We start from the raw sequence: 25,147 nt of genomic DNA, 5'->3' as shown, positions 1-25,147 counted from the left end.
TGTCGCCGGGTAGCGTCGAGGTGATGGCACCAGCGCAGTCCGCTCGCCCGCCCCGCGCCGCTCTCGGGGTGCTGCTGGTGGGACTCCTCGCGCTGGGCGGGTGCTCCTCGCCGCAGTCCGCCACAGCCGGCGCCCCAGCCAGCGCCAGCACCTCCGCGGGGAGCGGGGCGGGCTCGGCGAGCCCGTCGCCGTCGCCGTCGCCACCACCGGTGGACCCGCACGTCGCGGCGGCGCAGCGCGCGCTCGAGCGGATGGACCTGCGGGCGCGGGCGGCGCAGCTGCTGGTGGTGGGCGTGCCGGCCGCGGACCTCGACGACGGCAGCGCGCTCCTCGCCCAGGCCCCCTACGGCGGCCTCTTCGTCGGCGGGCGCTCCCAGGCCTCCGCCGCGGCCGTCGCCGCGGTGACCGTGCCGTGGGCCGAGCGCGCCCGCCAGGCCGGCCAGCCGGTGCCGTGGGTGGCCGCGGACCAGGAGGGCGGCGCCGTGCAGACCTTCTCCGGACCCGGCTTCGAGCGCCTCCCCACGGCCCGCCAGCAGGGCCGGCAGCCCGCGTCCGCCGTGCAGGAGACCGCGCGCCGCGCGGGGGAGCAGCTGCGCGCCGCGGGCATCACCCTCGACCTCGCGCCCGTCGCCGACGTCGTGCCCGCCACCACGGGACGCGCCAACGCGCCCATCGGCAGGTACGGCCGCGAGTACGGCGCGACCGCCGAGGAGGTCTCGCAGGACGCCGGCGCCGCGGTCACCGGGCTCGGCGAGTCCGGCGTGGTGGCCACCGTGAAGCACTTCCCGGGGCTGGGCCGGGTGACCACCAACACCGACTACTCCCGGGACGTCCACGACACCGAGACCTCCGCCACCGACCCCGGCGTCGCCGTGTTCGGGCAGCTCGCGGCGCTGCCGCAGCGGCCGTTCGTCATGACCTCCTCGGCCGTGTACGACCGGATCGACCCCGCCAGCCCCGCCGCGTTCTCCTCCGCCGTGGTCACCGACCTGCTGCGCGGTCAGCTGGGGGTGGACGGCGTGGTCATCTCCGACGACCTCGGCCGCGCCGAGGCCGTCGCCTCCGTGCCGCCGGCGGAGCGCGCCACCCGGTTCGTGGAGGCCGGCGGCACCCTGGTGCTGACCGTGGACTCCGCGCTCGCCCCCACCATGCTCGACGCGCTGCAGGCCAGGGCGAGCGCTGACCCGGCCTTCGCCGCCGCGGTGGACGCCGCCGCCCTCGTGGCGCTGGAGGCCAAGTCCCGCGCGGGGCTGCTGCCCTGACCGGTCCCTCGGCGGTCCTCGTGGTCCTGCCCGTGGTGGCCGCGCTGCTCTGGGCGCCCGGCGCGCTGCTCGCGCAGGCCCTGGGGGTGCGGCGCCGCTGGGCCCTGGTCGCCGCGCCGGTCCTCACGTGGGGGCTGGTGGCGCTCGGCGCGGTGGCCGTGCCCCGCGCCGGTCTGCGGTGGACGACGACGACGGCCGCCGGCGTGCTCGCCGCGTCCCTGCTGCTCGCGCTGGCGCTGCGGCTGCTGCCCCGGCGGCGGCTGCTGTCCCGGCCGGGCCAGGCCCGGCGGCGGGAACCGCTCGAGCCGGTCTCCGCCGTGGGGCCGGTGGTCGGCGCCGCGGCGGCGGCGCTGCTGGTGGTGGCGGTCGCGCGGAGCGCCGGCCACCGCCTCGGTGACATCGCGCAGACCTGGGACGCCGCCTACCACGCCAACCTCACCGAGCTCATCGTCCGCACCGGCGACAGCGACCCGGTCACCGCCCCCAGCGCCCTGGCCTCCGCCGGCTGGCGCGACGTCTCCACCTACTACCCCGACGCCCTCCACGCGCTCGCGGCGCTCGGCGTGCGCCTCACCGGCGCGGGCCCGGCGACCGTGCTCGACGTGCTCGCCGCCCTCGTGGCCGGTGCCGTGCTGCCGGTCGCGGTCGGCGCTCTCGCCGGGGCCGTGGCGCCGGTGCGGCGCGGGACGGCCGCCGCGGTGGGCGCCGTCGTCGCCGTCCTGCCGGTGGCGGCGCCGTGGGACCAGTGGTGGCGCGGGGTGTGGAGCTACGGAGCCGCCCTGGCCACCGCGGTGCTCCTGGCGGCGGTCGCGGTGCGGGCGCTGGAGGGGCGGCTGGTGCCCCGGCGCCCGGTCTCGGCTGCGGTGGCCGTGCTCGTGGGGACCGCCGGCGTGGCGGGGCTGCAGCCGGCCGGGGTGGTGCTGGCCGGTGCGCTCGTGCTCGGGTGGGCGCTGTCGCGGCTGGCCGTGCACGTGCTGTCCGGGTGGTCGGCGGGGAGCTCGCGGTGGGGGCTGGCGGGTCTGGGCGCGGCGGTGCTCGGCACGCTGCTCCTGCCGCCGCTGGTGCTGGCGCTGGCGCGCTGGTCACCGGCCCTGCGCAGCCTGGCCGCCTACGACTACACCTCCCGCCCCGCCACCTGGGGCGGCGTCGGCGACGCGCTGGTGTCGGTGCTCGGCGGTGTGCGCCGCATCAGCGGCGGCTACGGCTTCGGGCTGCCGCCCCAGGGCGGCCAGTGGGCGCTCGCGGCCGTGGTGGTGGCGGCGGTGGTGCTGCTGGCCACCTCCCGGGCCACCGCCTGGCTGGCGGTGGTCTGGGTGCTGGCGGTGGCCGCCGCGGTGGCCACGGTGGTGCCGCTGGGACCCGTGCTCGCGCAGGTGGTGGGGCCCGTGGGCGCCGCCGTGGCGGACCTGCTGCGCTCGGTGACGCTGTTCTTCTACAACGCCCCCTTCCGGCTCATGGCCGTGGTGGCGGTGGTCGGTGCGGTGGCCGCGGGCGTGGGGGCCTCGCGCGCCGCCGACCTGCTGGCGGACCTCCTCGCCGGTCCGCTCGCCCGGTGGACGGTGCTGCGCGCCGTCGTCGCCGGGGCCGCGGTGCTGCTCGCGGGGACGGCGGCGGTGAGCACGCTGGAGGTCGCCGCGCCGCGCCTGGCCGCCGGGTACGCGCCCCGCGTCACCGGACCCGACCAGCAGGCGGTCATGGACCGCCTGGCGCAGGTGGTGCGGGACCAGCCGCTGCCCGCGGGGGCGGCGGTGGCCAACGACCCCGTGGACGGCTCCGCCTGGCTGTACGCCCTCCACGGCGTGCCGGTGCTGTTCCGCCACTACGCCCCCGGACCGCTCACGCCGGACGCGCAGCTGCTCCTGGCCCGCCTCGACGACGTCGACACCGACGCGGGCGTCCAGCAGGCCCTGCGCGACCTGCGCGTCTGCTACGTCTACACGGGCGGGGAGGCGGTGTACGCCTCGATGCGCCTGGCGCCCGGCTTCACCGACCTGGACCGGGCCGCCTCGCTCGAGCCCGTCGCCCGCGCCGGCACCGCCTCGGCCTACCGGGTGCTGGTGCCCGGCACGCCCTGCGCCCCGGCCTGAGAGGGCTGTGGGGACGCCTCCTGGTCCAGCCGGTCGTTCACCTGCGGGGCCTACAGTCCCCGCCATGGCCCTCGGGCAGGCCGGCGACGCAGCCGGCGACGCAGCCGGCGACACCGACCTGCTCGACCTCGACGCCGACCTCGACGCGGACCTCAAGGGCGACGGGCGCGGTGGCGAGGGCGGTGGCGGCCGGGCGGCGCGCGGGTCCCGCGGAGCCGGCCTGTCGCGCTGGCCGGAGGCCGTGCCGGCGTGGGCGCGCGGGCCCGCCGCCGTCGTCGTCCTGGTGCTCGCGGCGGGGCTCGGGGGCGCAGCCGTCGGCAGCTCCCACCGCGACGCCCTTGACGCGCGCTCCGCCCTGCAGGAGGCGCTCACGGTCGGGTACGCCTTCGTGACCCAGCGGGACGGACGCGGCAGCACGCTCGCCGCCCAGGTGCACGTGGCGCTCTTCAACCACGGCGACGCGGCGCTCGACGTGCGCCTGCAGGGCCTGTCCACCGCGCACCAGGGCACCGCGTCACCGCCGGACGAGGTGCAGGTGGACCCCGGCGCCCTCGTGGTGGCGCCGGTGGCGGTGCGCGTCGACTGCCAGGCGGTCCGGGACGACGCCCGCGCGCAGGCCGCGGCCGCGCAGCCGGACTCGCCCTTCGACATGGGCCCCTACCCGACCCCGGCGCCGACCGCCCCGACCGTGGTGCTCGCCTCCGTGCGCCGGGCCGTCGGCGGCCCGGCGGTGGACGTGCGGCTGCCGGTGGTCGACGCGATCGCCAGCTCCCTCGACCAGTCCCTGGGCGACGCGTGCGGCTCCGCTGACCCGGCGCAGCTGCAGACGGGCTGGCTGTGGAAGGAGGACGGCGCCCTCCGCGTCACCGTCAAGGCGCTGACCGGCGCCGCCCCCGTGCGGCTGCAGCTGGACAGCACCCCCGGCCTCGACCCGACGTCCGACCCGCCGCTGCCGCGGGACCTGCGCCCGGGGGAGACGGCGGTGGTCGACATCTCGGTGCACCCCCAGTGCTCGGTGGTCGGTGACGGCGCGCTGAGCCGCCTGGACCTGCAGGCCGTGAGCGGTGACGGCGCGACCGAGTCCCTCGGCGGGGCCTTCGACGCGACCACACCAGCGGCGGGCACCCCGCAGTGGCTGGCCCGCCGGGTGGCGCTCGCCTGCGGCTGACCCGGCTGACGGGCCTGGACGACGGGCCTGGACGTTCGCCCGCGCCGCGGGGCCGCACCTGGTTACGGTCGGTGGGTGGTCGGCTGGTCGGGTGCGGTCGCGCCCGCAGCCATCGCCGTCGCCGTCCTCGTGGTGCCCGGGCTGCTCGTCGGGCGCGCCGCCGGCCTGCGCGGACTCGTGTGGACCGGCGTGGCGCCGGCGCTGTCCACCGGGGTGGTGGCGCTGGCCGCCGTCGGCGCCGCCGTCGCCGGGCTGCGGTGGGGGCTGCTGCCGCTCGCGCTGGCCACCGCCCTCGCCGTCGTCGTCGCCCTGCCGGTGGGGCTGCTGGGCGGCGGGCTCGGGAGCGGGCTGCGGGGCAGCGGCCGCCTCGCGCCGGGGAACCGGCACCTGGCCGTGGGGCTGAGCGCCGCGGGGGGCCTGGTCGGCGGCGGTCTGCTCGCAGGGCGCCGCCTCACCTCCGCGCTGTGGGACCCCACCGCGGTCTCGGAGAGCTACGACGCCGTGTTCCACCTCAACGCCGTCCGGTGGGTCGTAGACACCGGCGACGGGTCCTCGCTGCACCTGGGCCGCCTGACCCACCCGGGGGCGGCGACGTCCTTCTACCCGGCCGCCTGGCACGACGTGGTCTCCCTCGCGGCGATGACCACCGGCGCCGGCGTGGACGTGGCCACCAACGCCACCGCCCTCGCCGTCGCGCTGGTGGTCTGGCCGCTAGGAGCGGTGGGCCTGGTCCGGGCAGTGCTGGGCCGACGCCCGGTCGCCCTGGCCGCGGCGGGCGCGCTGACCGCGGCGTTCACGGCGCAGCCCGTGGCCACGCTGGGCTGGGGAGTCCTCTACCCGACGCTGCTCACCAACAGCCTGCTGCCCGCACCGCTGGCCCTGCTCGTGGTGGCCGCGGACCGGTCCCGCACCGTCCGCGCGCGCCTCGGCGCGCTCGCCACCGCGGCCGGCACCCTGCCGGGGCTCGCGCTCGCCCAGCCCAACGGCGGCTTCGCGCTGGTGGCCCTGGCGCTGCCGCTGGGGGTGGTGGTGCTCTGGCGCACGTCCGGCACCTGGTGGCGCGCCGGGCGGCGGGTCGCCGCGGTGGTGCTGCCCGTGCTGGCGGTGGGCGTGAGCGTCACGGCCTGGGCGGTGGTGACCTGGAGCGCGTCCGTGGCGAGCGCCCGCGACACCCTGTGGCCGCCCAAGGCCACGCTGAGGGAGGCCGCCGAGCAGGCCGTGCTGTTCAGCCACCTCAGCATCACCCACCCCGTGGCCTCGGAGGTGACGCGCCCGCCGCTGTGGCTGGCGGCGGCCCTGGTGCTGCTCGGGCTGGCCGTCGCGGTGCGCCGCCGCCCGCTGCGCTGGGTCGCGGGAGCGCACGTGGTGGCGTCGGTGCTGTTCGTCCTGTCGTGGGCGGTGCAGACCCCGGAGAGCCGGTACCTCACCGGCTACTGGTTCAACGACGCCTACCGGATCGCGCCGCTCGCGAGCCTCACCGGGCTCGTGCTGGCCAGCGCCGCCCTCTCGCTCGGGCCGGGCGCGGTGCGCCGGCTCGTGCGGCGGCTGGGAGGGCTCGTCGGCCCCTGGCGCCCGCCGGCGCGCACCCGGCCGCTGGCGGTGAACGGCCGCCGGCGGGCGGTCCCGGCGGTGCGCCTGGTCCCCGCCGAGCGCTGGGCGGCGCTGACCACGATGAGCGCGGCGCTGGCAGTGCTGGTGGTGCTGGTCGCAGCGCGGGGGCAGGGCTACGCGGTCACGTACGGCTGGCTCTACGCCAACTCCGTGGCCACCAGCGACACGAAGTACTCCGACCTCCTGGACGCCCCCGAGCGGGCCCTGCTGGACCGCGTGGCCTCCGAGGTCCCCGCCGGCGTCATGGTGGCCGGCAACCCGTGGAACGGCTCGGGCTTCGTCTACGCCCTCGCCGACCGGCAGACGCCGTTCCCGCACATGACCTCGACCTTCACCCCCGCCCGCGCGGTGGTGGCGGCGCACCTGCGCGACGCCGCCACCGACCCGTCCGTGTGCCCAGCCGTGCGGGAGCTGCACCTGGGGTACGTGCTCGACTTCGGCACGTACTACCTGTGGGGCGGCGACCCCGCGGACCGCGACAAGCGGTACCCGGGCCTGCTCGACCTGGCGACGGCGCCCGGCTTCACCGCCGTCGACTCCGAGGACGGCCCCGACCCCTCGCAGGGCCCGGTGGCCGTGCTGTACCGGATCGACGCGTGCGGGGCGATCACGCCCGGTCCGCTGCCGTCGTCGTCCTGACCCCGGCGCGTCAGCGGGCGCGGACCAGGCCGAGCGCCCCCGCCGGGGAGAAGCCCGGGAAGACCTCCGACAGCGCCCCGGCCCCGCACCGCTTCTGCAGCACCTCGCCGATGACGTCGCGGTAGTCGGTCACGCTGGCCACGGCGCCGTTGTCGAGCGCCTGCGGCCCCAGCCCGGGGTACCTGCCGTGCACGCGGCCCCCCACCACACCGCCGCCGAGCGCGAGCATGAGGTTGCCGTGACCGTGGTCGAGGCCACCGGAGCCGTTCTCGTCGGCCCGGCGCCCGAACTCGCTGATGGTCAGCACCGTCACGCCGGACATGAGCGCGCCGAGGTCGGCGTCGAAGGCCGCCAGCGCCGTCGACAGCTCGGTGAGCTTGTCCTTCATCCAGCCGCCGCCCGCGGCGCCCAGGCCGGAGTGCATGTCCCAGTCGCCGGAGTCGACGGCGGCGACCTGCACGCCCACACCCGCCTTGACCATCCGGGCGACGTCGCGCAGGGACCGCCCGAGGTCGGTGTCCGGGTAGCCGCTGCCCGCCGGGGTGGAGCCGAGGGTGCTGGAGATGGTGGCCGCCGCGGCCAGCGCCGCGCGCCCGGTCTCGGCGACGGTCGGCGGGCCCTCGGCGTGGAGCGCCGTGTAGGCCCTGGTCCAGCGCGCCCTCTCCACGGCGCTGTCTCCCGGCCCGCTCAGCGCGAAGCCCTCCAGCTTCTTGAGGGTCAGCTCCGGGGCGGGCCCGGCGAGCGCCTGCGGCGTCTGCGAGCCGGTCATCGACACCGCCTGGAACGTGCCCGCAGCGGCCCGGGTGCCGAGGGTGCGGTCGAGCCACCCCGTGCGCAGCGACGTGCCGGGCGCGGCCTTCTCCATGTCCTCCATGGCGGCGAAGTGGCTGCGGCTGGCGCCGGGCAGCCCCACGCCGTGCACGGCACCGAGCCGGCCGGCCTTCCACAGCGGCAGCAGCGGCGCCATGGCCGGGTGCAGCCCGAACGTCCCGTCCAGCCCCAGCAGCGAGGACTGCGGCACGCCGATCGTCGGCCGCAGCCGGTAGTAGTCGGGGTCACCGCCGGGGACGACGGCGGACAGCCCGTCCATGCCGCCGCGCAGGCTCAGCACCACGAGCACGTCGCCGGCGTAGCCCGGTGCGGCGAACGCCACCTGCGTGTGCACGTGCTCCGTGGCCACGAGGGTCATCGCGCCCACGCCGAGGGCCTTGAGCAGCGAGCGGCGCGAGAAGCTGCCCGCGCCGGGGCCGTCGGGGCAGCCGCAGTCCTCCACCGACGTCGCCGACGTCGCCGACGTCGCCGACGTCGCCGAAGACACCGAGGACGACGACGGGGCGCTGCGGGGGCGGGGGAGTGCGGGGTCCATCAGCGCTCCATGTGTCCGGGCGAGTTGAGGACGGTGGCCAGCACGCTGCCCAGACGCCAGCCGACCCACTGGTCGGTCGGCTTCAGGGCGTCACCGGCGCCGTGCTCGGTGAAGGCCAGCAGCGCGGCGCGCTCGGTGGTGGTGGCCGGGCGGCCGAGCAGGCGCAGCACGAGGGCGTCGACGAGGGCGCCGAACGTCGACGGCAGCGGGTCGGGCAGCACGCTCGTGGCGGGCAGCCGGACCAGCGCCTTCGGCCACCAGCCGTTGACGACGTTGGTGGTGGCGTTCCAGCGGCTCATGGTGCCGCCGGCGGAGCGCCACGCGGCGGCGACGTCCGGGTAGCCGTTCGGCGGGGCCCAGGCCAGCGGTGCCTGGCCCACCTCGCGGCACTGCCAGTACAGGTCGTCGATGCCGCCGCGCCCGGTGGCGCCCGGCGTGGAGCCGGTCGCGCGGACGGCGGCGAGGTAGCCCTCGAGCGGACGGCGGGTCTTCCTGCCCGCGGAGGCCCAGAACTCCTCGGAGGCGAACAGGGCTCTCAGCACCGGCAGCACCTGCGTGCCGCCGGCGGTGTACACACCGGCGAGGCGGCTGACCAGGGAGGCCGGTGGGTCGTCGCTGACGAAGCGGACGGCCAGCTTGCGCGCCACCGCCGTCGCCGTCGCGCTGTGCCGGGCCAGGTGGCGCAGCAGGGAGGTGGCCACCGCCTCGCCGTCGGCGGCGCTGTGGGCCGGCGTCGACCAGCCGAGCACCGCGGCGGCGGAGGTGTCGTGGCGCTTCGGGTCGTAGGCGTAGCCACCGTCCTCGCCCACGGTCAGGCCGGTCAGCACGCGGGCGGCGGCGCGCACGCCGTCCTCCCCGTACCCGGCGGCGACGCCGACCGTGTGCAGCTCCATGACCTCGCGGGCGTAGTTCTCGTTGGGGTGCGCCTTCGTGGAGGAGGCGTTGTCGAGGTAGCGCAGCATCGCGGGGTGCTGGGCCGAGGCGACGAGCATGGCCTCGAAGGACCCGAAGGCGTGGCGGCGGATGACGGCCGCGTCGTAGTCGTGCCGGCTGTCCCACACGTCGGAGCTGGGGGACGTCACGTTGAGGTGGTTGGACCAGAAGTCGCACACCACCTCGAAGAGCTGGCGCCGGCTCCACGCGTACCGCGCGGTGGTGAGGAACCCCAGCTCGGTCATGGTGTCCCAGCTGCCGTTCTGGTCCTGCGCCCTCACCTCGGCGATCGAGCGCCGCACCTTGGTGAAGCGGGAGGTGTACCCGTCGCAGGCGCTGTCGTCGAGGCGCGCCGGGTCGAGCTGGGCGTCCAGCCAGCCCTGCGGGTCGCGGCGGACCTCCTCGACCAGCCCGGGGGTCTCGCCCCACGTCAGGCGGCGCACGAGGTGGCGCACGCCGGAGGCGTCGAGCGGCAGCGGAAGCCCTCCCGGCTGGTAGCGGCGCACCCGCGCGTGCAGGGACGCGAGCTGCGGGCTCAGCGCCACGGTCCCCCCAGGAGGTCGGCTCCACCGGTCGTGTTCCGGCCCGACGCTAGGGGAGGGCGTGTGACGATCGAGCGGTTTCGGACGATCCGGCACCGCACCCAGGAGGACGCCCGTGGCCGACAGGACCGGCGGGGAGGACCGCTACGCGACCGCGGCGCTCGTGGCCGCCCAGGTGGTGGCGGTGCTGCGCGCGGCGGGGACACCGCCCGGCGGGGTGCTGCTGGCCAGCGGGGAGGACGCCTCCGGTGGCATCGACGCCCTCTCGGCGTCCTTCCTCGCCGGGCACCTGTCGGCGCCGCTGCTGCTCACCGCCCGCGGGTCGCTGCCGGCTCCGACGGCCGCCGCGCTGCGCGACCTGCTGCCGGCGCTCCCGGGCGGACCCGTCGTCCACGTCATGGGCGGCCCCGCGGTGGTGGCGCCGGACGTGGAGCGCGCCGTGACGGCGCTCGGGGCCCGCGTGGTGCGCGTCGCCGGCGACGACAGGTACGGCACCGCGGCCGCCGCAGCGGCCCTCGGCGCCCCGAGCGCCCGCGCCCACGCGCTGGTCGGCGGTCCCTCCGGCGCCAGCCCCCAGCGCACCGCGATCCTCGCCAGCGGCACCAGCCCCGCCGACGCGCTGGCGGCGGGGCCGCTGGCGTGCGCCGCACGGGTCCCGCTGCTCCTCACCGCCCGCGACGCCCTGCCCGAGGCCACGCGCACCGCGCTGAGCTCGCTGCAGGTCCGCCAGGTGGTCACCCTCGGCGGCCCGGCGGCCATCGGGACGGCGGTCCTCGACGCCCTCGACGCCCTCGGCCTGGCGGTGCTGCCCGTGCGCGGGTCCGACCGCTTCGACACCGCCGCGGTGCTCCTGGCGCTGGCCTGCGCGCCGCCGCTGGACAGCACCGCGGAGGACGGCGACGTCGGCGGCTTCGGGACCGGCTTCGACACCGCCGCGTCCGGCTACCTCGCCAACGGCACCCGCTTCCCCGACGCCCTGGCCTGCGGCCCGCTGGCCGGGCTGTCCGGCAGGCCGCTGTTCCTCACCGGCCCCGACGCCCTGTCCGACGCGACCCGGGCCCTGCTGCCGGGCACCGCGGCCCGCTCGCTCGTGGGCGTGGGGCGCTCCGGCGCCCTGCCCGACGCGGTGCTCGACGCCGCCGTCGCCGTCCTGCCCCGCTAGCCGCCCCGCCAGCCGCCGGGCCCGACCGGACCGCGCCGAGCGCCCGGCGCCGAGGAGATCGCGGGCTCCGCGCCTCCTCGCGGGCCGCCGTCTACGGTGGTCCCGTGTCCGCACAGCTCCGCGTCGTCGCCGTCGTGGTCGCGCACGAGAGGCGCGAGCTGCTCCTGGAGTGCCTGAGGGCCCTGGCGCGCCAGAAGCGCCCCGTCGACCTCGTCGTCGTCGTCGACAACGCCTCCCACGACGGGTCGGCCGACGCCGCCGTGGAGCTCGCCCACGAGCTCGAGCTCCCCCTGGACGCGATCCGCCTGGTCCGCAACACCGGCGGGGCGGGCGGCTTCGCGGCCGGGCTCGCACGGGCCGTGGCCGGGCACGCCGCCGACCGCGTGTGGCTCATGGACGACGACACCATCCCCAGCCCCACGGCCCTGGCCGAGCTGCTCGCCGTGGACGAGCGCTACCAGTGGCTCGGCGGCGCCCGCCCCGCCGTCACCGCCAGCCGCGTGCTGTGGACCGACGGGCGCGACCACCCCATGAACACCCCCCGCCGCCGCCCCCTGGCGCGGCAGGCCGACCAGCGCCTCGCGGCGCGCGCCGGCGCCGTGCCAGTGCGGTCGTCGTCGTTCGTCTCCATGCTGGTCGACGCCTCCGCGGTGCGCCGCCACGGCCTGCCCGTGGCCGACTACTTCCTCTGGAACGACGACTTCGAGTACTCCACCCGCCTGCTGCGCCACGGCGTCGGCCTCTACGTGCCGACCTCGGTGGTGGAGCACCGCACCAAGACGTTCGGCGCCACCGACGCCGACCCCGGCGAGCGCTTCCGCTGGGAGGTGCGCAACAAGCTCTGGATGTTCACCCGCTCCGGCAGCCTCGCCTGGTGGGAGAAGGCCGCCTACGGCGGCTCCAGCGTCCGCCGCTGGGTGCGGACCTTCCAGCGCTCGCAGGCCCCCGAGGTGCTGTGGGCCGCGGCGCGCGCGGGGGCCCGGGAGGCGCTGCGACCGCCGCGCACCACCGCGCAGGTGCTCTCCGGCCTCGGCCCCGTCAGCGAGCAGGCCGCGGGCCTGGAGGCCGGGACCTGGCGATGAGCCGTCCGCTCGGAGGCGGCGGCGAGCCCTTCTCGCTGCTCCTGCCGGTCTACCGCCGCGACAGCCCCGCCTTCCTGCGGCGCGCGTTCGCCTCGGCCACCGCGGACCAGACCCGCCCTCCGGCGGAGGTGGTGCTGGTGCGCGACGGCCCTGTGCCGCCGGCGCTCGCGGCCGTGCTCGAGGAGCTGACCGCCACCTCCACCGCGCCCGTGGTGCGGGTGGACCTGCCCGACAACCTCGGCCTGGCGGTGGCCCTGGAGGCGGGCCTGGCCCGCTGCGCGCACGAGCTGGTGGCCCGCATGGACGCCGACGACGTGTCCCTGCCCCACCGCTTCGCGGTGCAGCTGCCCCTGCTGGACGGCGAGGTCGACACCTGCGACGTGGTCGGCTCGGCGCTGGAGGAGTTCTCCGGTGGCGCCGCCGACGACGACGAGGGCGCTGGCGCGTCCGCGGGGGAGACCACGCTCGCCGTGCGCACGCCTCCCGCCGGGCACGACGCCATCGCCGTGCGGGCGCGGTTCCACAGTCCGTTCAACCACCCCACGGTGGTGTACCGGCGTTCCGCGGTGGCGCGCGCCGGCGGCTACCGCGACCTGCCGCTGCTCGAGGACTACTGGCTGTTCACGCGGATGATCGCCACCGGAGCCAAGGCGGCCAACGTGGCCGAGCCCCTGGTCCGCTACCGCGTCGGCGCGGGGGCGTACGCCCGGCGCGGGGGGCTGCGCCTGCTGCGCAGCGAGCTGGCCCTGCAGCGCCACCTCGTGGCGGAGGGGTTCACCACGCCGGCGCAGTGCGCCCGCAACGTGCTCGTGCGCGGCGGCTACCGGGCCGTGCCGCAGGGGCTGCGCCGCCTGGCGTACCGCGCGGTCTTCACGCGCCGCCCCCCGTCGTCCTGACCTCCCCCTCACCCCCCGGGACCACCCGCAACCAGGCGCTCCGCTGCGGTGAGGGGGGCGGGCGGTCATAGCGGAGCCACAGCGGGCTCCCCGGGTCACGGCACGCGGGCGCTCGAACCTCGGGGGTGACACCGGCTCCACGAGCCGACAGGCCCCCGTCCCAGGAGCGCTCCGTGAGCACTGCCACGCCCACCCGTCCCAGCGCCGGCCCGCCCTCGGGCCCGCCGGCCGCCGCCACCCGGTCCGGGCGGCGCGTCCGCCCGGCGGACGGCGACCCCGCCTGGACCCGGCCCGCCCTGTGGGTCCTCCTGGCCGGCACGGCCCTGCTGTACCTCTGGGACCTCGGCGCCTCCGGCACCGCCAACAGCTACTACGCCGCCGCCGTCCAGGCCGGCACGCAGAGCTGGAAGGCGCTGCTGTTCGGCTCCCTGGACGCCGGCAACGCCATCACGGTGGACAAGCCGCCCGCAGCGCTGTGGGTGATGGCCCTGTCGGGCCGCGTCTTCGGCTTCAGCAGCTGGAGCATGCTCGCGCCGCAGGCGCTCATGGGCGTCGCGTCCGTGGCCCTGGTGCACGCCGCCGTGCGCCGCACCTCGGGCCGCGTCGCGGGGCTCCTCGCGGGCCTCGTGCTGGCGCTCACCCCCGCCGCCGCGCTGATCTTCCGGTTCAACAACCCCGACGCCCTGCTCGTCCTGCTCATGACGCTCGGCGCGTACGCGGTGGTCCGGGCCCTCGAGGGGGCGCGCACCCGCTGGCTCGTGCTGGCCGGGGCGGCCCTCGGGTTCGCGTTCCTGACCAAGATGGGCCAGGCGTTCCTCGTGCTGCCGGCGTTCTCGCTGGCCTACCTGCTCTTCGCCCCCACGGGCCTGGGGCGCCGGGTGCGGCAGCTGCTGCTCGCCGGGGTCGCCCTGGTGGTCTCCGCCGGCTGGTACCTGGCGCTGGTGGAGCTGTGGCCGGCCTCGTCCCGCCCGTACATCGGCGGCTCCAGCGACAACAGCCTGCTGCAGCTGGCCCTGGAGTACAACGGCCTCGGCCGCCTCTTCGGCGGTGACGGCAACGGCGGCGGTGGCGGCGGTGCGGCCGGCGCGTCCTCGGGCGCCACCGGCACCAGCTTCGGCGGCGCCGCCAGCCCCTGGCGCCTGTTCAGCAACGAGTTCGGCAACGAGATCTCCTGGCTGCTCCCCGCGGCGCTCGTGGCGCTGGTGGCCGGCCTGTGGCTGACCCGTCGGGCGGTCCGCACCGACGCCGTGAGGGCCTCGCTGGTGCTGTGGGGCGGCTGGCTGCTGGTCACCGGCGCCGTCCTCAGCGCCATGAGCGGCACCGTGCACCCGTACTACACCGTGGCGCTGGCCCCGGCGATCGCCGCGCTGGTGGGCACCGGCGCGGCCGCCGCGTGGCGGGCGAGGACGGCGGTCAGCGGCCACGTGGCCCTGCTCGCCCTGGTGGTGTCCGCGGCCGTGTGGTCGTTCGTGCTGCTGGGCCGCACCTCCTCCTGGTACCCGGCGCTGCGCTGGGCCGTGCTGGCGGTGGCGCTCGCCGCGGTGCTCGCCCTGGTGGCCAGCGCCGTCGGCGGTCCGCAGCTGCGGCGCGCGGTGTCGGTGGCGGTGCTCGCGGGAGTCCTGTCGGGGGTGGCCGGGGCCGGGGCGTTCTCCGTGGCGACCGCCGCCACCACGCACGCCGGCAGCATCCCCAGCGTCGGTCCGGCCGCGGCGGCCCAGGCCGCCGGCGGCATGGGCGGCTTCCCGTCCGGCCAGCGCACCACCTCGGGCGGCACGTCGGCGCAGGCGCCGGACAGCACGACGACGACGGGCGGGGACGCGTCCGCCGCTGCGTCGTCGTCGTCCTCCGCCGCCGCCGACGGTGCGCGGGCCGGCGGCCAGGGCGGGCCCGGAGCCGGGGGCGAGCAGGGGGCCACGAACAGCGAGCTGGTGGCGCTGCTGGAGGCGTCCTCGGGCTACCGCTGGGCCGCGGCGACCACCGGGGCGCAGTCCGCGGCGTCGCTGGAGCTGGCCAGCGGCACCTCGGTGATCGGCATCGGCGGCTTCACCGGCAGCGACGAGGCCCCCACCCTCGCGCAGTTCCAGGCGGCGGTGGCGGCCGGTGAGGTGCACTACTTCATCGCCGGCGGCGGCATGGGCGGCACGGGCGGCATGGGTGGCATGGGTGGACGCGGCGGCGAGGACGGCACCACCTCCGCGGCCAGCCAGATCAGCGCCTGGGTGGAGGCGCACTTCACGGCCAGCACGGTCGGGGGGACCACCGTCTACGACCTGACGGCGTCGGCCGGCTGACGGCCTGACGGCGGGCGGGCGGAGCGGGTCGGCTGGTGCCCGCTGGGTGGCCCCGTGCCCGGCGGAGGAGGCGGCACCCGGGCACCAGACCACCCAGCGGGCGCCCGACCACCCAGCGCTGTGGTCGGGTGCCTGCCGCCACCGCCGCGAGCACGACGGGCAGCCGGGCCGGGTGGACGAGCCTGACCAAACGGGCGAGGTCGTCGGGCTGCGCCGTTAGGGTGAGCCGGTCGATCGAGGCAGGAGTGTCGTGAACGCAGATCTGGTGGTCGTGGGCTCCGGCTTCTACGGCCTGACCGTGGCCCAGCGGTGTGCCGAGGAGCTCGGCCTGGAGGTGCTGGTCATCGACCGGCGCTCGCACATCGGCGGCAACGCCTACAGCGAGTTCGAGCCGGAGACCGGCGTGGAGGTGCACCGCTACGGCGCGCACCTGTTCCACACCAGCAACGAGCGGGTGTGGCAGCACGTCAACCGGTTCACCAGCTTCACGAGCTACGTCCACAAGGTCTACTCGACCTACAAGGGCGAGGTGTACCCGCTGCCGATCAACCTCGGCACCATCAACCAGTTCTTCCGCTCCGCGCACAGCCCCGACGCCGCCCGCGCGCTGGTGGCCGAGCAGGCCAGCGAGATCGAGACCGCCGAGGCGTCCAACCTCGAGGAGAAGGCGATCTCCCTCATCGGGCGCCCGCTGTACGAGGCGTTCATCAAGGACTACACCGCCAAGCAGTGGCAGACCGACCCTCGCGACCTGCCCGCCGAGGTCATCGCCCGGCTGCCGGTCCGCTACACCTACGACAACCGGTACTTCAACGACACGCACGAGGGCCTGCCGACCAAGGGCTACACGGCGTGGCTGGAGAACCTCGCGGACCACCCGAAGATCACGGTCCAGCTCGACACCGACTTCCTCGACCTGAGCCAGCCGCTCAACAAGCGCGACGTCGTGGGCCAGGTGCCGGTCATCTACACCGGCCCGGTGGACGAGTACTTCGACAACACCGAGGGCCCGCTCAGCTGGCGCACGCTCGACTTCGAGCAGGAGGTCCTGCCCACGCGCGACTTCCAGGGCTGCCCGGTCATGAACTACGCCGGTGACGAGGTTCCCTACACGCGCATCCACGAGTTCCGGCACTTCCACCCCGAGCGCGAGGCCGAGCACTCCCAGGACAAGACCGTGATCATGCGGGAGTACTCGCGCTTCGCCGACAAGGGCGACGAGCCGTACTACCCGGTCAACACCGCCGAGGACCGCCAGCGCCTGCTGGCCTACCGCGACCTCGCCAAGGGCGAGGCCGGCACGATCTTCGGCGGTCGCCTGGGCACCTACAAGTACCTGGACATGCACATGGCCATCGGCGCGGCGCTGAGCACCTTCGACAACAAGCTCGTCCCGCACTTCACGAAGGGCGAGGCCTTCGCCTCCGGCGGGGTGGACGCGTGACCGCGGCACCCACGACGTCGACCGCGGCGCAGCGCGGCGCCTCCGGCGCGCAGGGCGCCGTCGAGCGCGTCCTGCAGCGCGTGGTGCTCCCGCTCGACGGGGACCAGGACGTGCTGCCCCTGTACGTCGACGGCCAGCTCATGGCCGCGCCGCGCACCGACAGCACGGCGGCCGGCCCGAACGCCGTGCAGGCCACGGTCGCCGCGCCGGGCACCGCGCCCACCACCGACCAGGTGCTGGGTCGCACGCGCTTCTGCGTGCCGGTGGGGGAGCGGGCCTCGTTCGCCACCTACTTCAACGCCTTCCCCGCCAGCTACTGGCGGCGGTTCAGCGTGGTGTCGGTGGTCCGCCTCTCGGTGCGCACCACCGGCTCGGGCACCGTGGTGGTGTACCGGTCCAACGCCAAGGGCAACGTCCAGCGCGTCTCCGCGGTGGCCGTGAGCTCCGCCGGCGGCCCCACCACCACCACGTTCGACCTGCCGCTCAAGCCGTTCACCGACGGCGGCTGGTACTGGTTCGACCTGCACGCCGGCGCCGACGACCTGGTGCTGGAGGAGGCGGCGTGGACCACGTCGCCCACGGCGCCGCTCACGCCCGAGCAGGCCGCGACGAAGGGCAGCGTGGTGGTCACCATCACCACGCTCAACCGCCCCGACTACTGCTCGCGCCTGCTGCGCACCCTCGGCGAGGCCGTGCAGCCCGGTGGCGGCCTGGACGGGATCGTCGCCGAGGTGGTCTGCACCGACCAGGGCACCCAGCTCGTCTCCGACGACACCGAGGCGTTCCCCGACGCGCAGCGCCTGCTCGGCGACAAGCTCACCGTGATCCGGCAGGCCAACCTCGGCGGCTCCGGCGGGTTCGCCCGCGGCATGTACGAGGGCCTGCAGCGCGGCCACGACTACGTGCTCCTCCTCGACGACGACGTCATGGTGGAGCCGGAGGGCATCGCCCGCGGCGCCGCCTTCGCCGACCTCGCCAAGACGCCCACCATCGTGGGCGGCCACATGTTCTCGATGTACCAGCGCACGCTGCTCAACGCGTGGGCCGAGGGCGTGCAGCGGTGGAAGTTCTGGTGGGGCCCGTCGGGCGCCTCCGAGCCCAACCACGACCTCGGCATGCAGAACCTGCGGTCCACGCCGTGGCTGCACCGCCGCTTCGACGTCGACTACAACGGCTGGTGGATGTGCCTCGTGCCCACCTCCGTCATCCGCCAGCTGGGCCTGTCCCTGCCGATCTTCATCAAGTGGGACGACGCCGAGTACGGCCTGCGCGCGCAGGACGCCGGCATCCCCACCGCCTCCTTCCCCGGGATGGCCGTGTGGCACATCCCGTGGACGGACAAGGACGACGGCATCGACTGGCAGGCCTACTACCACGCGCGCAACCGCGTGGTCGCCGCGCTGCTGCACTCCCCGTACCCGCGCGGCGGCAACGTGGTGCGCGAGCTGCTGGTGACCCAGCTCAAGCACCTGCTGTCCATGCAGTACTCCGCGGCCGAGCTGCGCCTGATGGCCCTGGAGGACGTCTTCTCCGGCCCGCAGGACCTGCACCGGGACCTCCCGACGAAGCTGCCGGAGATCCGCGCCCTGCGCGCGGGCTACTCCGACGCCGTCTACAAGCCCGAGGCCAGCGACTTCCCGGCCCGCAAGCGCAAGAAGCCGCCGCGCAAGGGCCGCGAGGCCGAGGTGCCCCAGGGCCGTCTCGCGGTGCTCAAGGCCGCGGCGATCGGCATCGTCAAGCAGGGCCGCGACGTCGACGCCCTGGCCAAGAGCAACCCGCAGACCGCGGTCGCCCACCAGGACGCCCGCTGGTGGATGCTCAGCCAGTACGACTCCGCGCTCGTGTCCGCCGCCGACGGCACCGGCATGGCCTGGTACCGCCGCGACCGGGGCCGCTTCCTCGACCTCGTGCGCCGCAGCACCGCGCTGCACGAGCGCCTGGCCCGCGAGTGGCCCGAGCTGGCGGCGCAGTACCGCGCGGCCATGCCCGACCTGGTCTCCCCGGAGAGCTGGGCGCGGACCTTCCAGGGCACGCCCGTCAGCGGCCAGCCGGCCGACCCCGCGAAGCGGTGAGCGCGCCCACCTCGCTCGTCGACCAGCCCTGGACCGAACCGGGGCGGGGCGCCGGGCTGCTGGACGTGGTCCGCCGCCGCTACCTGCTCAAGCTGCTGGTCCGCAAGGAGCTGCGGGTCCGCTACCGCGGGTCGGTGCTCGGGCTGGCGTGGAGCTACGTCAAGCCCGGCGTCCAGTACCTGGTGTACTTCCTCGCGCTCGGGGTCTTCCTCAAGCAGTCCCGCGCCATCGAGGACTTCCCGGTCTACCTGTTCTCCGGGCTCGTGGTGGTCAACGTCTTCACCGAGGCGTTCGGCAACGCGACCCGGGCGGTGGTCTGGAACGCCCCGCTCGTCAAGAAGATCTTCCTGCCGCGCGAGCTGTTCCCGGTGGCCAGCGTCTGGGTGGCCGGCGTGCACTTCGTGCCGCAGCTGGTGGTGCTGCTCGTCGGCGCCGTCGTCTCCGGGTGGCGCCCGGAGGTGCTGCCGCTGCTGGGAGCGGTGCTCGCCACGCTCATCATCGCGGCGCTGGCCACCGGCCTCGGGCTCCTGTTCGGCTCCCTCAACGTCGTCTTCCGCGACATGGAGAACTTCGTCGACCTCGCCAACATGGTGGTGGTCTGGCTCTCCCCGGTGCTCTACCGCTGGGACCAGGTGGCCTCGGCCGTGCCGTCGTGGCTGGCGACGCTGTACCAGCTGAACCCCGTCACCGTGGCCGTCGAGCTGTACCACTACGCGTTCTGGTGGCCCGCCACCACGGACACCCCCGCCTCGGCGCTGCCCCCCGACCTCCTGGTGAACTCGCTCGTGGCCGTGGTCATCGCCGCCGCGGTGCTGGTGGCCGGCCAGCTGGTCTTCCGGCGCGTCGAGGGCCGCTTCGCCATCGACCTGTGAGACACGAGACCCGCGTGAGGGCACGATGACCTCGATGAGCACCACGTCCAGCGCCCCGCGCACGGCCGGGCCGAACGCCCGCATCGTCGTCGACGACGTCCGCATGCAGTTCGTGCTGCGCCACAACCGCTCCCTCAAGGAGCTGGCGATGGCGATGGTCCGCGGCAAGGACCTCGGCAACACGTTCATGGCCCTGGACGGCGTCTCGCTCCAGGTCGACTCCGGCGAGACCGTCGCGCTGCTCGGCCACAACGGGTCCGGCAAGTCGACGCTGCTCAAGCTCATCTCCGGCGTCATGCACCCGACGTCGGGCTCGGTGCGCCTGCGCGGCCGGATCGCCGGCCTCATCGAGGTGGGCGCCGGGTTCCACCCCGACCTCACCGGCCGGGAGAACGTCTACCTCAACGGCGCGATCCTCGGCATGGACGAGGCGTCCATCCGCGCCCGGTTCGACGAGATCGTCGCGTTCAGCGAGATCGAGAGGTTCATCGACACCGAGGTCAAGCACTACTCCTCGGGCATGTTCCTGCGGCTGGCGTTCTCCGTGGCGGTGCACACCGACCCGGAGATCTTCCTCATCGACGAGATCCTCTCGGTGGGTGACGAGCCGTTCCAGCGCAAGTGCCTCGACCGCATCCGCGAGCTCAAGGACGAGGGCCGCACGCTCGTCGTCGTCTCCCACGACCTGGGCATGGTCTCCGACCTGTGCTCGCGCGGGATCGTCCTGCAGCACGGCAACCAGGTCTTCGACGGCTCCGCCGCCGACGCGGTCGCGCACCTGCGCTCCCTCTGAGCCCGGCCCCTGCCCACCGGCCCTCTCCCCGCACCCGCCGCGGAGGGCGCGGGGGAGGGGTGTCAGCCGAGGTCGGGCACCGTCGGGCCCTGCCAGCCCGGCGCCGTCTCCGGCTCCAGGGTGAGGTCGTACGCGGCCGCCGCGTACGGGTAGCGCAGCTGGACCACCTGCCCCCACTGGCCGACCACGTCGCGGGCGCTCGGGTAGCGGAACTCGCTGACCGGCTCGTACAGGGTGGCGGCGTCCGGCAGCGGCGCGGCGATGCCGCCGCGGGAGTACTGCCAGATCGAGTCGTTGGTGCCCTCCAGGGCCTGCCGGCCCCACAGGACGGCGTAGGCGGGCCGCTCCACGACGCCGTCGCGGATGGTGGGCTGGCGGGCGCAGCTGAACAGGTACGTGAACTGCCAGGAGACCAGGGTCACCGCGTCCCGCGGGATCCAGTCGGCCAGCACCACCGCGGGCTGCGCCACGGGAGCCGAGACCGCCAGCCACCCGCCCGTGCCGCCGGAGGCGTCCCGGGCCACCAGCCGCACCGCGTCGGCGCCGCCGGCGGCGTCCTGGCCGGGGCGCAGCAGCCGCACGGAGCGCCACTCGGGGGAGGTCGGGATGCCGTCGTCGACCGCGTGGGTGCTCACCACCTGCACGGACCCGTCGGCGGCGGTCCTGCCGTACTCCACCTGCAGCTCGTTGCCCTGCTCCAGGCTGCCGGCCACCGTGATGGTCACGTACTGGTCCTGCGGGCGCGAGGCCAGGTCGTACCAGCCGGTGGTCAGCTGGCCGGTGCCCGCGTCACCGTCCGCGTTGAGGCTGCCCCACACCTGGGTGAAGGGGCCCTGGCCGGCGGTGCCGGGCAGCGGGTCGCCGTTCCACCAGCCGCCCTGGGACACGAAGCCCTCGTCCTCGGCGCGCCCGGCGGCGCCGGGCACGGCGGCCAGGGCGGTGGACCGCGCCGGGTCCGCCACCTGGACCGCGGAGGCGGCGTCGCAGCGCCGGTTCAGCGGGTCCCGCAGGTACTCCGCACCGGGGGAGTACGTGTCCCAGGTGCGCACCGCGGACGCCGCGAACGTGCTGCCCAGCAGGGCCGTGGTCAGGCCCAGGGCCACCACGGCGGTGACGGCCGCCCCCACCACGAGGACGTCGGGCCGCTCCTGCGCCCCCTCGGCGAGCGGGGTGTCCCCCGCGGAGCCCTCCGCAGAGCTCTCCGCGGGCGTCCGCCCGCGGCGCCGGCGCTGCAGCAGCCACACGAGGACGACGACGACGGCGGCGCCCAGCGCCCACAGCACGGGTGAGCTCAGCGGCCCCCGGGCGACGGCGTTGTCGCCCTGGAACGGCAGCCCGAGCACCCAGTTGTACGGCCACAGGTTGGGACCGCGGAACGACAGCGCCGCCACCGCCACCACGGCCACGAGGAGCCCCAGCCGCGGTGCGAGCGCCGTGCGCGGCCACACCCGTGCCGCCAGGCCGGGGCCGACCAGGACGAGCACCACCACGAGGAGCGGGAGCAGCCCCGACAGGCTGCCGAAGTGGTGCGTCCACTTGCTCGGCGTGACCCACAGCGCGAGGTAGGCCAGCAGGCCCGTGACGCCGAGCGCCGCGAGCTCGGCGGGCACCGGCGGGGACGCCCGGCGGGAGGCGGCGGAGGTGCCGGTGCGCTCGGTGGGGCTGGAGCTGGGGCTGCGCCGCCGTGCGGCGGCCGTGAGCAGGAGCGCGCACAGCACCGCCAGCAGCCCCACGAGCACCGCGGTGCGCTTGGCGTAGGCGCCCATGGGGATGTTCGGGTTGAGCAGGAAGCCGTACCGGACGTACTCGTCGGTCCAGCGCAGCGGCTCCTCGATGGCCGTGAAGACCCTGCGGCCCTCCTGGTAGTCGAAGAGCGTGCCGTCGGCGAAGCCGGCGGCGCTGGCCGTGGCGCCGGGGGCGATGACGGCCAGCGCCCGCACCCAGCCGGCCACCCGGCCCACCCCCGCCGCGGCCCCCGGGCTGACCAGCGCCCACACGCGCGGCAGGAACGCCACCAGGGGGGCCACCGCCACCAGGCCCGTCGGGTGGGAGGCGCACGCGAAGGCCGCGAGCACCACGGCCACGGCCAGCGGCAGCAGGCGGCGCGAGCGCAGCGCCGTCAGCACGCCCACCAGCACCCAGATGGACAGCGCCGCGGGGATCCCCTCGGGCCGCACGCCCATGACGAACGGCGCGGCGGCCGCCGAGTACGCCACCGCGAGCAGCCAGACCGCGCTGTGGCGGGCGCCGTCCCGGCCGTCGGAGGTCGGCCCGCCGCGCCGCCACGCCGGCACCAGGGGCAGCACGAGGTCGAGGGCCCGGCGCAGGCCGAACCAGGTGACGATGCAGAAGAGCAGCGCCGGGACGCGCAGGAACAGCGGGCCGCTGCCCAGCTGCTCCCACCACGACAGGGCGTACCAGGGCCACGTCAGCGGCACGAACGACTGGTCGTACAGCTGGTAGTACTGCCCGACGAACCCGCTGGAGGGCACGTTGCGGGACATGGCGGCGTAGTAGCCGTCGTCGTCGGTCATCGGCGCGAGCGCCGTCCACAGCGCGAGCCCGGCGATGACGAGGACGTGCACGGACACCGGGCGCAGCGACGCCCGGCGGCGCGGCAGCGCGAGCTCGGCCTCACCACCCGCACCGCCACCCGCACCGGCCGGACCGGCGCGCACCGGGCGCCCGCGCCGGTCGAGCAGCCACACGCCGCCCAGCAGCAGCAGGCCGCTGGCCACGAGCAGGCCGACCAGCACCAGCTTGAGCGGCGTGGGGGAGCTGGCGAACTCGTCGTCCACCGCCACCTGCACCTGCAGCCGCTGCCCGGTGCCCTGCGTCGCGGAGGTCACGTCCGTGACCAGGGAGTCGACGCGGGGGTACGTGCGCGAGCGCTCGCCGACCTGCTGCCCGTCGAGGGTCACCACGAGGCGCTGGTCGCGCAGGTCAGCGACCAGCTCGCAGTCCCCGCTGGTGGGCAGCGCGGTGTCCGCCACCGCGGCGCCGCGGAACGAGAGCACCGCGCGCCCGTCGCGGACCTCCCACAGCAGCGCCTTCTGCGTGGCCCGGGCCACGTCGGGGCGCTCGGTGGAGAAGAGCACGCCGTCAGCGGTCTGGCCGGCGGCGCGGGCCGCGGCGCAGTTGGCCTCCACCCGCATCGCGGACGGGGTCTGCGCCGCCAGCAGGAGGCTGCTGCTCACCGGTGCCGAGGGGTCCCTCGGCCAGGAGACCACCGGGCGCTCGTGCTGGACGGGTGCCAGGGGCAGGGCGGCGGCGCACACGAGGGCGAGGAGCCCGAGCAGCGCCAGGACGGGGAGCAGCAGGTCGCGGCGACGGGAGGCGCCGCTCGGGGCGTCCTCCCGGGGTGCTGCCGCGGCCGCCGCCGGGACCTTCGCGGACTCGCCGGCGGAGCCACCCGCCTCCGGACGCTCGGGAACCCCCACTGCCTGTGCCACGCTCCCGCCGGTCTCCGGCGCCGTCGGGGCGCTCGGTGCTGTGCTTCGCAGCCGCCACCGTAACGGGAGTTGCCGAGAGCCCGGTCCAGGCGCGGCTGGACCCGCGCGGCGTGCGCGCACCGCTGCCGCGGGCGCCCGGCCCGTAGTGTGGCCGCTCGTGCGCGGCGGCTTCCTCGGCGTGGCGGTGGCCACCGCCGCCGCCGCCGTCTTCACCCTCCTGCTGAACGCCGCCGTGTTCCACGGATCCACCACCCAGGCGCAGCAGGCCGACTTCAACGTCTTCTGGTACGGCGCGCTGATCGTCAGCTTCGGCGTCTTCCTGCCGCTGGAGCAGGTGGTGTCGCGGGCTGCGGCCGAGGGGCGGCTGCGCGGTGCTGCTGCCGTGCGCCCCGCGTTGGTCCTGCTGGCGGTCGCCGTGGCCGGCGTGCTGCTGGCCTCCCCGCTGCTGGGCGACGACGCAGGCACCCGGACCTGGGTGGCGACGGCCCTCGTCGTCCTCTCCGCTGTCAGCGCCCTCCAGTACGCGGCCCGTGGGCTCGCCCTGGGCCGGGGACGGCTGGGCCCGTACGCCGGGGCGCTGGCCGCTGACGCCGCGCTGCGGGGGCTCGCCGCGACGCTCGTCACCGTGCTGGTCTTCCAGCCGCCGGCGTGGCTGTTCGCGGCGTTCGTGGTGGGCAGCGCTCTCCTCGCCCACGTCGGTCTGCTGCTGGCCGTACGGCGTCGGCGCTCGGGGGCGGCGGCCGCACCGACGGACCTCCACGACGTCGGAGACCTGGGTCTGGCCCGCGAGCACCCGCGCACGGGGTCGGCCGCCGTCGGTGCACCGCGGAGCATGACGCGGGCGGTGCTGACGCTGCTCGGCGCCAGTGTCGCCGGGCAGCTGCTGCTCAACGCCGGGCCGATCGTCGTCGGGCTGGAGCGCACGGACGACGCCGTCCTGGCCGCCTACGCAGCGGCGTTCACCCTCGCCCGGGCGCCGCTGTTCGTCGTCGTCCCCGCCCAGGCGGTGCTGGTGCCCCCGCTCACGAGGATGGTGGCCGAGGGACGCCTGCACGAGCTGCGGGTGCGGATGGTGCAGTTCTCCGCGGCCGTGGTGGGACTCGCGCTCCTGGGCGCGGGGGCCGGGGCGCTCCTGTCGGGGCCCGCCATGGACGTCTTCACCGGCGGGGGCCTGGGGGTGCCCGCCGGGCTCATGGCGCTCATGGTGGGCGGCTGCCTCGTCCACGCCGGCCTGGTGGTCGGGACGCAGGCGCTGGTCGCCACCGGCCGGGAGCGCGCGGTGCTCACCTGCTGGGGGGCGGGCCTGGTCGTGGCCGCGGCGTGGATCGCGGTGGTCCAGCTCGGGCTGGGCGTCGGCGCCTCCTGGGGGGTGGCCGGCGGGTTCACCGCGGGGTCGGCGGCGGCCTGGCTGCTCTCGGTGCTCGTGCTCGTGCAGCGCCCGCAGGGCGCCACCGGCGACAGCCGCTAGCGTTCAC

General features: G+C 76.2%; 16 protein-coding genes. 13 read left to right on the top strand and 3 right to left on the bottom strand.

Going from position 1 to position 25,147, the window contains the following annotated elements; translation table 11 throughout:
- Nucleotides 1–23 precede the first annotated feature (23 nt).
- The 4 genes from H7K62_RS14435 to H7K62_RS14420 all read left to right on the top strand — a co-directional run bounded on the left by H7K62_RS14435 (nt 24) and on the right by H7K62_RS14420 (nt 6,767).
- The gene (locus H7K62_RS14435; RefSeq protein ID WP_186719479.1) at nt 24–1,262 is read left to right on the top strand and encodes a glycoside hydrolase family 3 protein; all 1,239 of its coding nucleotides are present in this window, start codon (nt 24–26) and stop codon (nt 1,260–1,262) included.
- 20 nt (nt 1,263–1,282) lie between these two features.
- Nucleotides 1,283–3,349: a DUF6541 family protein gene (locus tag H7K62_RS14430; RefSeq protein WP_186719478.1), complete on the top strand. Its 2,067-nt coding sequence runs from the start codon at nt 1,283–1,285 to the stop codon at nt 3,347–3,349.
- 64 nt (nt 3,350–3,413) lie between these two features.
- Complete coding sequence (locus H7K62_RS14425) at nt 3,414–4,517, top strand: hypothetical protein (RefSeq protein ID WP_186719476.1); 1,104 nt, start codon at nt 3,414–3,416, stop codon at nt 4,515–4,517.
- Between the two features lie 75 nt (nt 4,518–4,592).
- Nucleotides 4,593–6,767, top strand: coding sequence for a DUF6541 family protein (locus H7K62_RS14420; protein ID WP_186719474.1), 2,175 nt, complete (start codon nt 4,593–4,595; stop codon nt 6,765–6,767).
- 10 nt (nt 6,768–6,777) lie between these two features.
- On the opposite strand, the gene H7K62_RS14415 is transcribed toward H7K62_RS14420, so the two are convergent.
- On the bottom strand, nt 6,778–8,133 hold the full coding sequence (locus tag H7K62_RS14415) for a DUF1501 domain-containing protein (protein ID WP_186719472.1): 1,356 nt from the start codon (nt 8,131–8,133) through the stop codon (nt 6,778–6,780).
- Complete coding sequence (locus H7K62_RS14410) at nt 8,133–9,611, bottom strand: DUF1800 domain-containing protein (protein ID WP_186719470.1); 1,479 nt, start codon at nt 9,609–9,611, stop codon at nt 8,133–8,135. Before H7K62_RS14410 ends, H7K62_RS14415 begins: the two co-directional genes overlap by 1 nt.
- 112 nt (nt 9,612–9,723) lie before the next feature.
- Here H7K62_RS14410 and H7K62_RS14405 point away from each other — a divergent pair, with 112 nt between their 5' ends.
- The 8 genes from H7K62_RS14405 (at nt 9,724) to H7K62_RS14370 (ending at nt 20,220) form a co-directional block, all read left to right on the top strand.
- Nucleotides 9,724–10,770, top strand: coding sequence for a cell wall-binding repeat-containing protein (locus tag H7K62_RS14405; RefSeq protein ID WP_186719468.1), 1,047 nt, complete (start codon nt 9,724–9,726; stop codon nt 10,768–10,770).
- A gap of 104 nt (nt 10,771–10,874) precedes the next feature.
- Complete coding sequence (locus H7K62_RS14400; protein ID WP_186719459.1) at nt 10,875–11,852, top strand: glycosyltransferase; 978 nt, start codon at nt 10,875–10,877, stop codon at nt 11,850–11,852.
- Nucleotides 11,849–12,748 carry a glycosyltransferase gene (locus tag H7K62_RS14395; RefSeq protein ID WP_186719452.1) on the top strand — a complete coding sequence of 300 codons (900 nt, stop codon included), beginning with the start codon at nt 11,849–11,851 and terminating at the stop codon, nt 12,746–12,748. Before H7K62_RS14400 ends, H7K62_RS14395 begins: the two co-directional genes overlap by 4 nt.
- Nucleotides 12,749–12,921: 173 nt before the next feature.
- On the top strand, nt 12,922–15,039 hold the full coding sequence (locus tag H7K62_RS14390; RefSeq protein ID WP_222437627.1) for an ArnT family glycosyltransferase: 2,118 nt from the start codon (nt 12,922–12,924) through the stop codon (nt 15,037–15,039).
- 250 nt (nt 15,040–15,289) lie between these two features.
- Complete coding sequence (gene glf / locus H7K62_RS14385; RefSeq protein ID WP_186719450.1) at nt 15,290–16,483, top strand: UDP-galactopyranose mutase; 1,194 nt, start codon at nt 15,290–15,292, stop codon at nt 16,481–16,483.
- Nucleotides 16,480–18,555, top strand: coding sequence for a glycosyltransferase (locus H7K62_RS14380; protein ID WP_222437626.1), 2,076 nt, complete (start codon nt 16,480–16,482; stop codon nt 18,553–18,555). Before glf ends, H7K62_RS14380 begins: the two co-directional genes overlap by 4 nt.
- Nucleotides 18,552–19,427, top strand: a complete 876-nt coding sequence (locus tag H7K62_RS14375) for an ABC transporter permease (protein ID WP_186719444.1) — start codon at nt 18,552–18,554, stop codon at nt 19,425–19,427. The genes H7K62_RS14380 and H7K62_RS14375 overlap by 4 nt, the downstream gene beginning before the upstream one ends.
- 25 nt (nt 19,428–19,452) lie before the next feature.
- A complete protein-coding gene (locus H7K62_RS14370; protein ID WP_370591785.1) occupies nt 19,453–20,220 on the top strand; it encodes an ABC transporter ATP-binding protein in 768 nt (255 codons plus the stop codon).
- Nucleotides 20,221–20,282: 62 nt separating this feature from the next.
- Here the strand turns inward: H7K62_RS14370 and H7K62_RS14365 are convergent, their stop codons facing one another.
- Entirely contained in the window at nt 20,283–23,672 is a 3,390-nt protein-coding gene (locus tag H7K62_RS14365) for an arabinosyltransferase domain-containing protein (protein ID WP_186719440.1), read from the bottom strand.
- Between the two features lie 157 nt (nt 23,673–23,829).
- On the opposite strand from H7K62_RS14365, the gene H7K62_RS14360 reads away from it, so the two are divergent.
- Entirely contained in the window at nt 23,830–25,140 is a 1,311-nt protein-coding gene (locus H7K62_RS14360) for a hypothetical protein (protein ID WP_186719439.1), read from the top strand.
- The last annotated feature ends 7 nt before the right edge of the window (nt 25,141–25,147 follow it).

Origin of the sequence: Quadrisphaera sp. RL12-1S, from assembly GCF_014270065.1 — a bacterium.
Taxonomy (GTDB): domain Bacteria; phylum Actinomycetota; class Actinomycetes; order Actinomycetales; family Quadrisphaeraceae; genus Quadrisphaera.
Note: the sequence above shows the minus strand (reverse complement) of the source record. Positions and strands in the feature narration are given on the sequence as shown.

What these genes read in the sequence shown, in the direction of transcription:
- H7K62_RS14435 (WP_186719479.1), top strand. Translation starts at nt 24, where the DNA reads ATGGCACCAGCGCAGTCCGCTCGCCCGCCCCGCGCCGCTCTCGGGGTG.
- H7K62_RS14425 (WP_186719476.1), top strand. Translation starts at nt 3,414, where the DNA reads ATGGCCCTCGGGCAGGCCGGCGACGCAGCCGGCGACGCAGCCGGCGAC.
- H7K62_RS14415 (WP_186719472.1), bottom strand. Translation starts at nt 8,133, where the DNA reads ATGGACCCCGCACTCCCCCGCCCCCGCAGCGCCCCGTCGTCGTCCTCG.
- H7K62_RS14395 (WP_186719452.1), top strand. Translation starts at nt 11,849, where the DNA reads ATGAGCCGTCCGCTCGGAGGCGGCGGCGAGCCCTTCTCGCTGCTCCTG.
- H7K62_RS14370 (WP_370591785.1), top strand. Translation starts at nt 19,453, where the DNA reads ATGACCTCGATGAGCACCACGTCCAGCGCCCCGCGCACGGCCGGGCCG.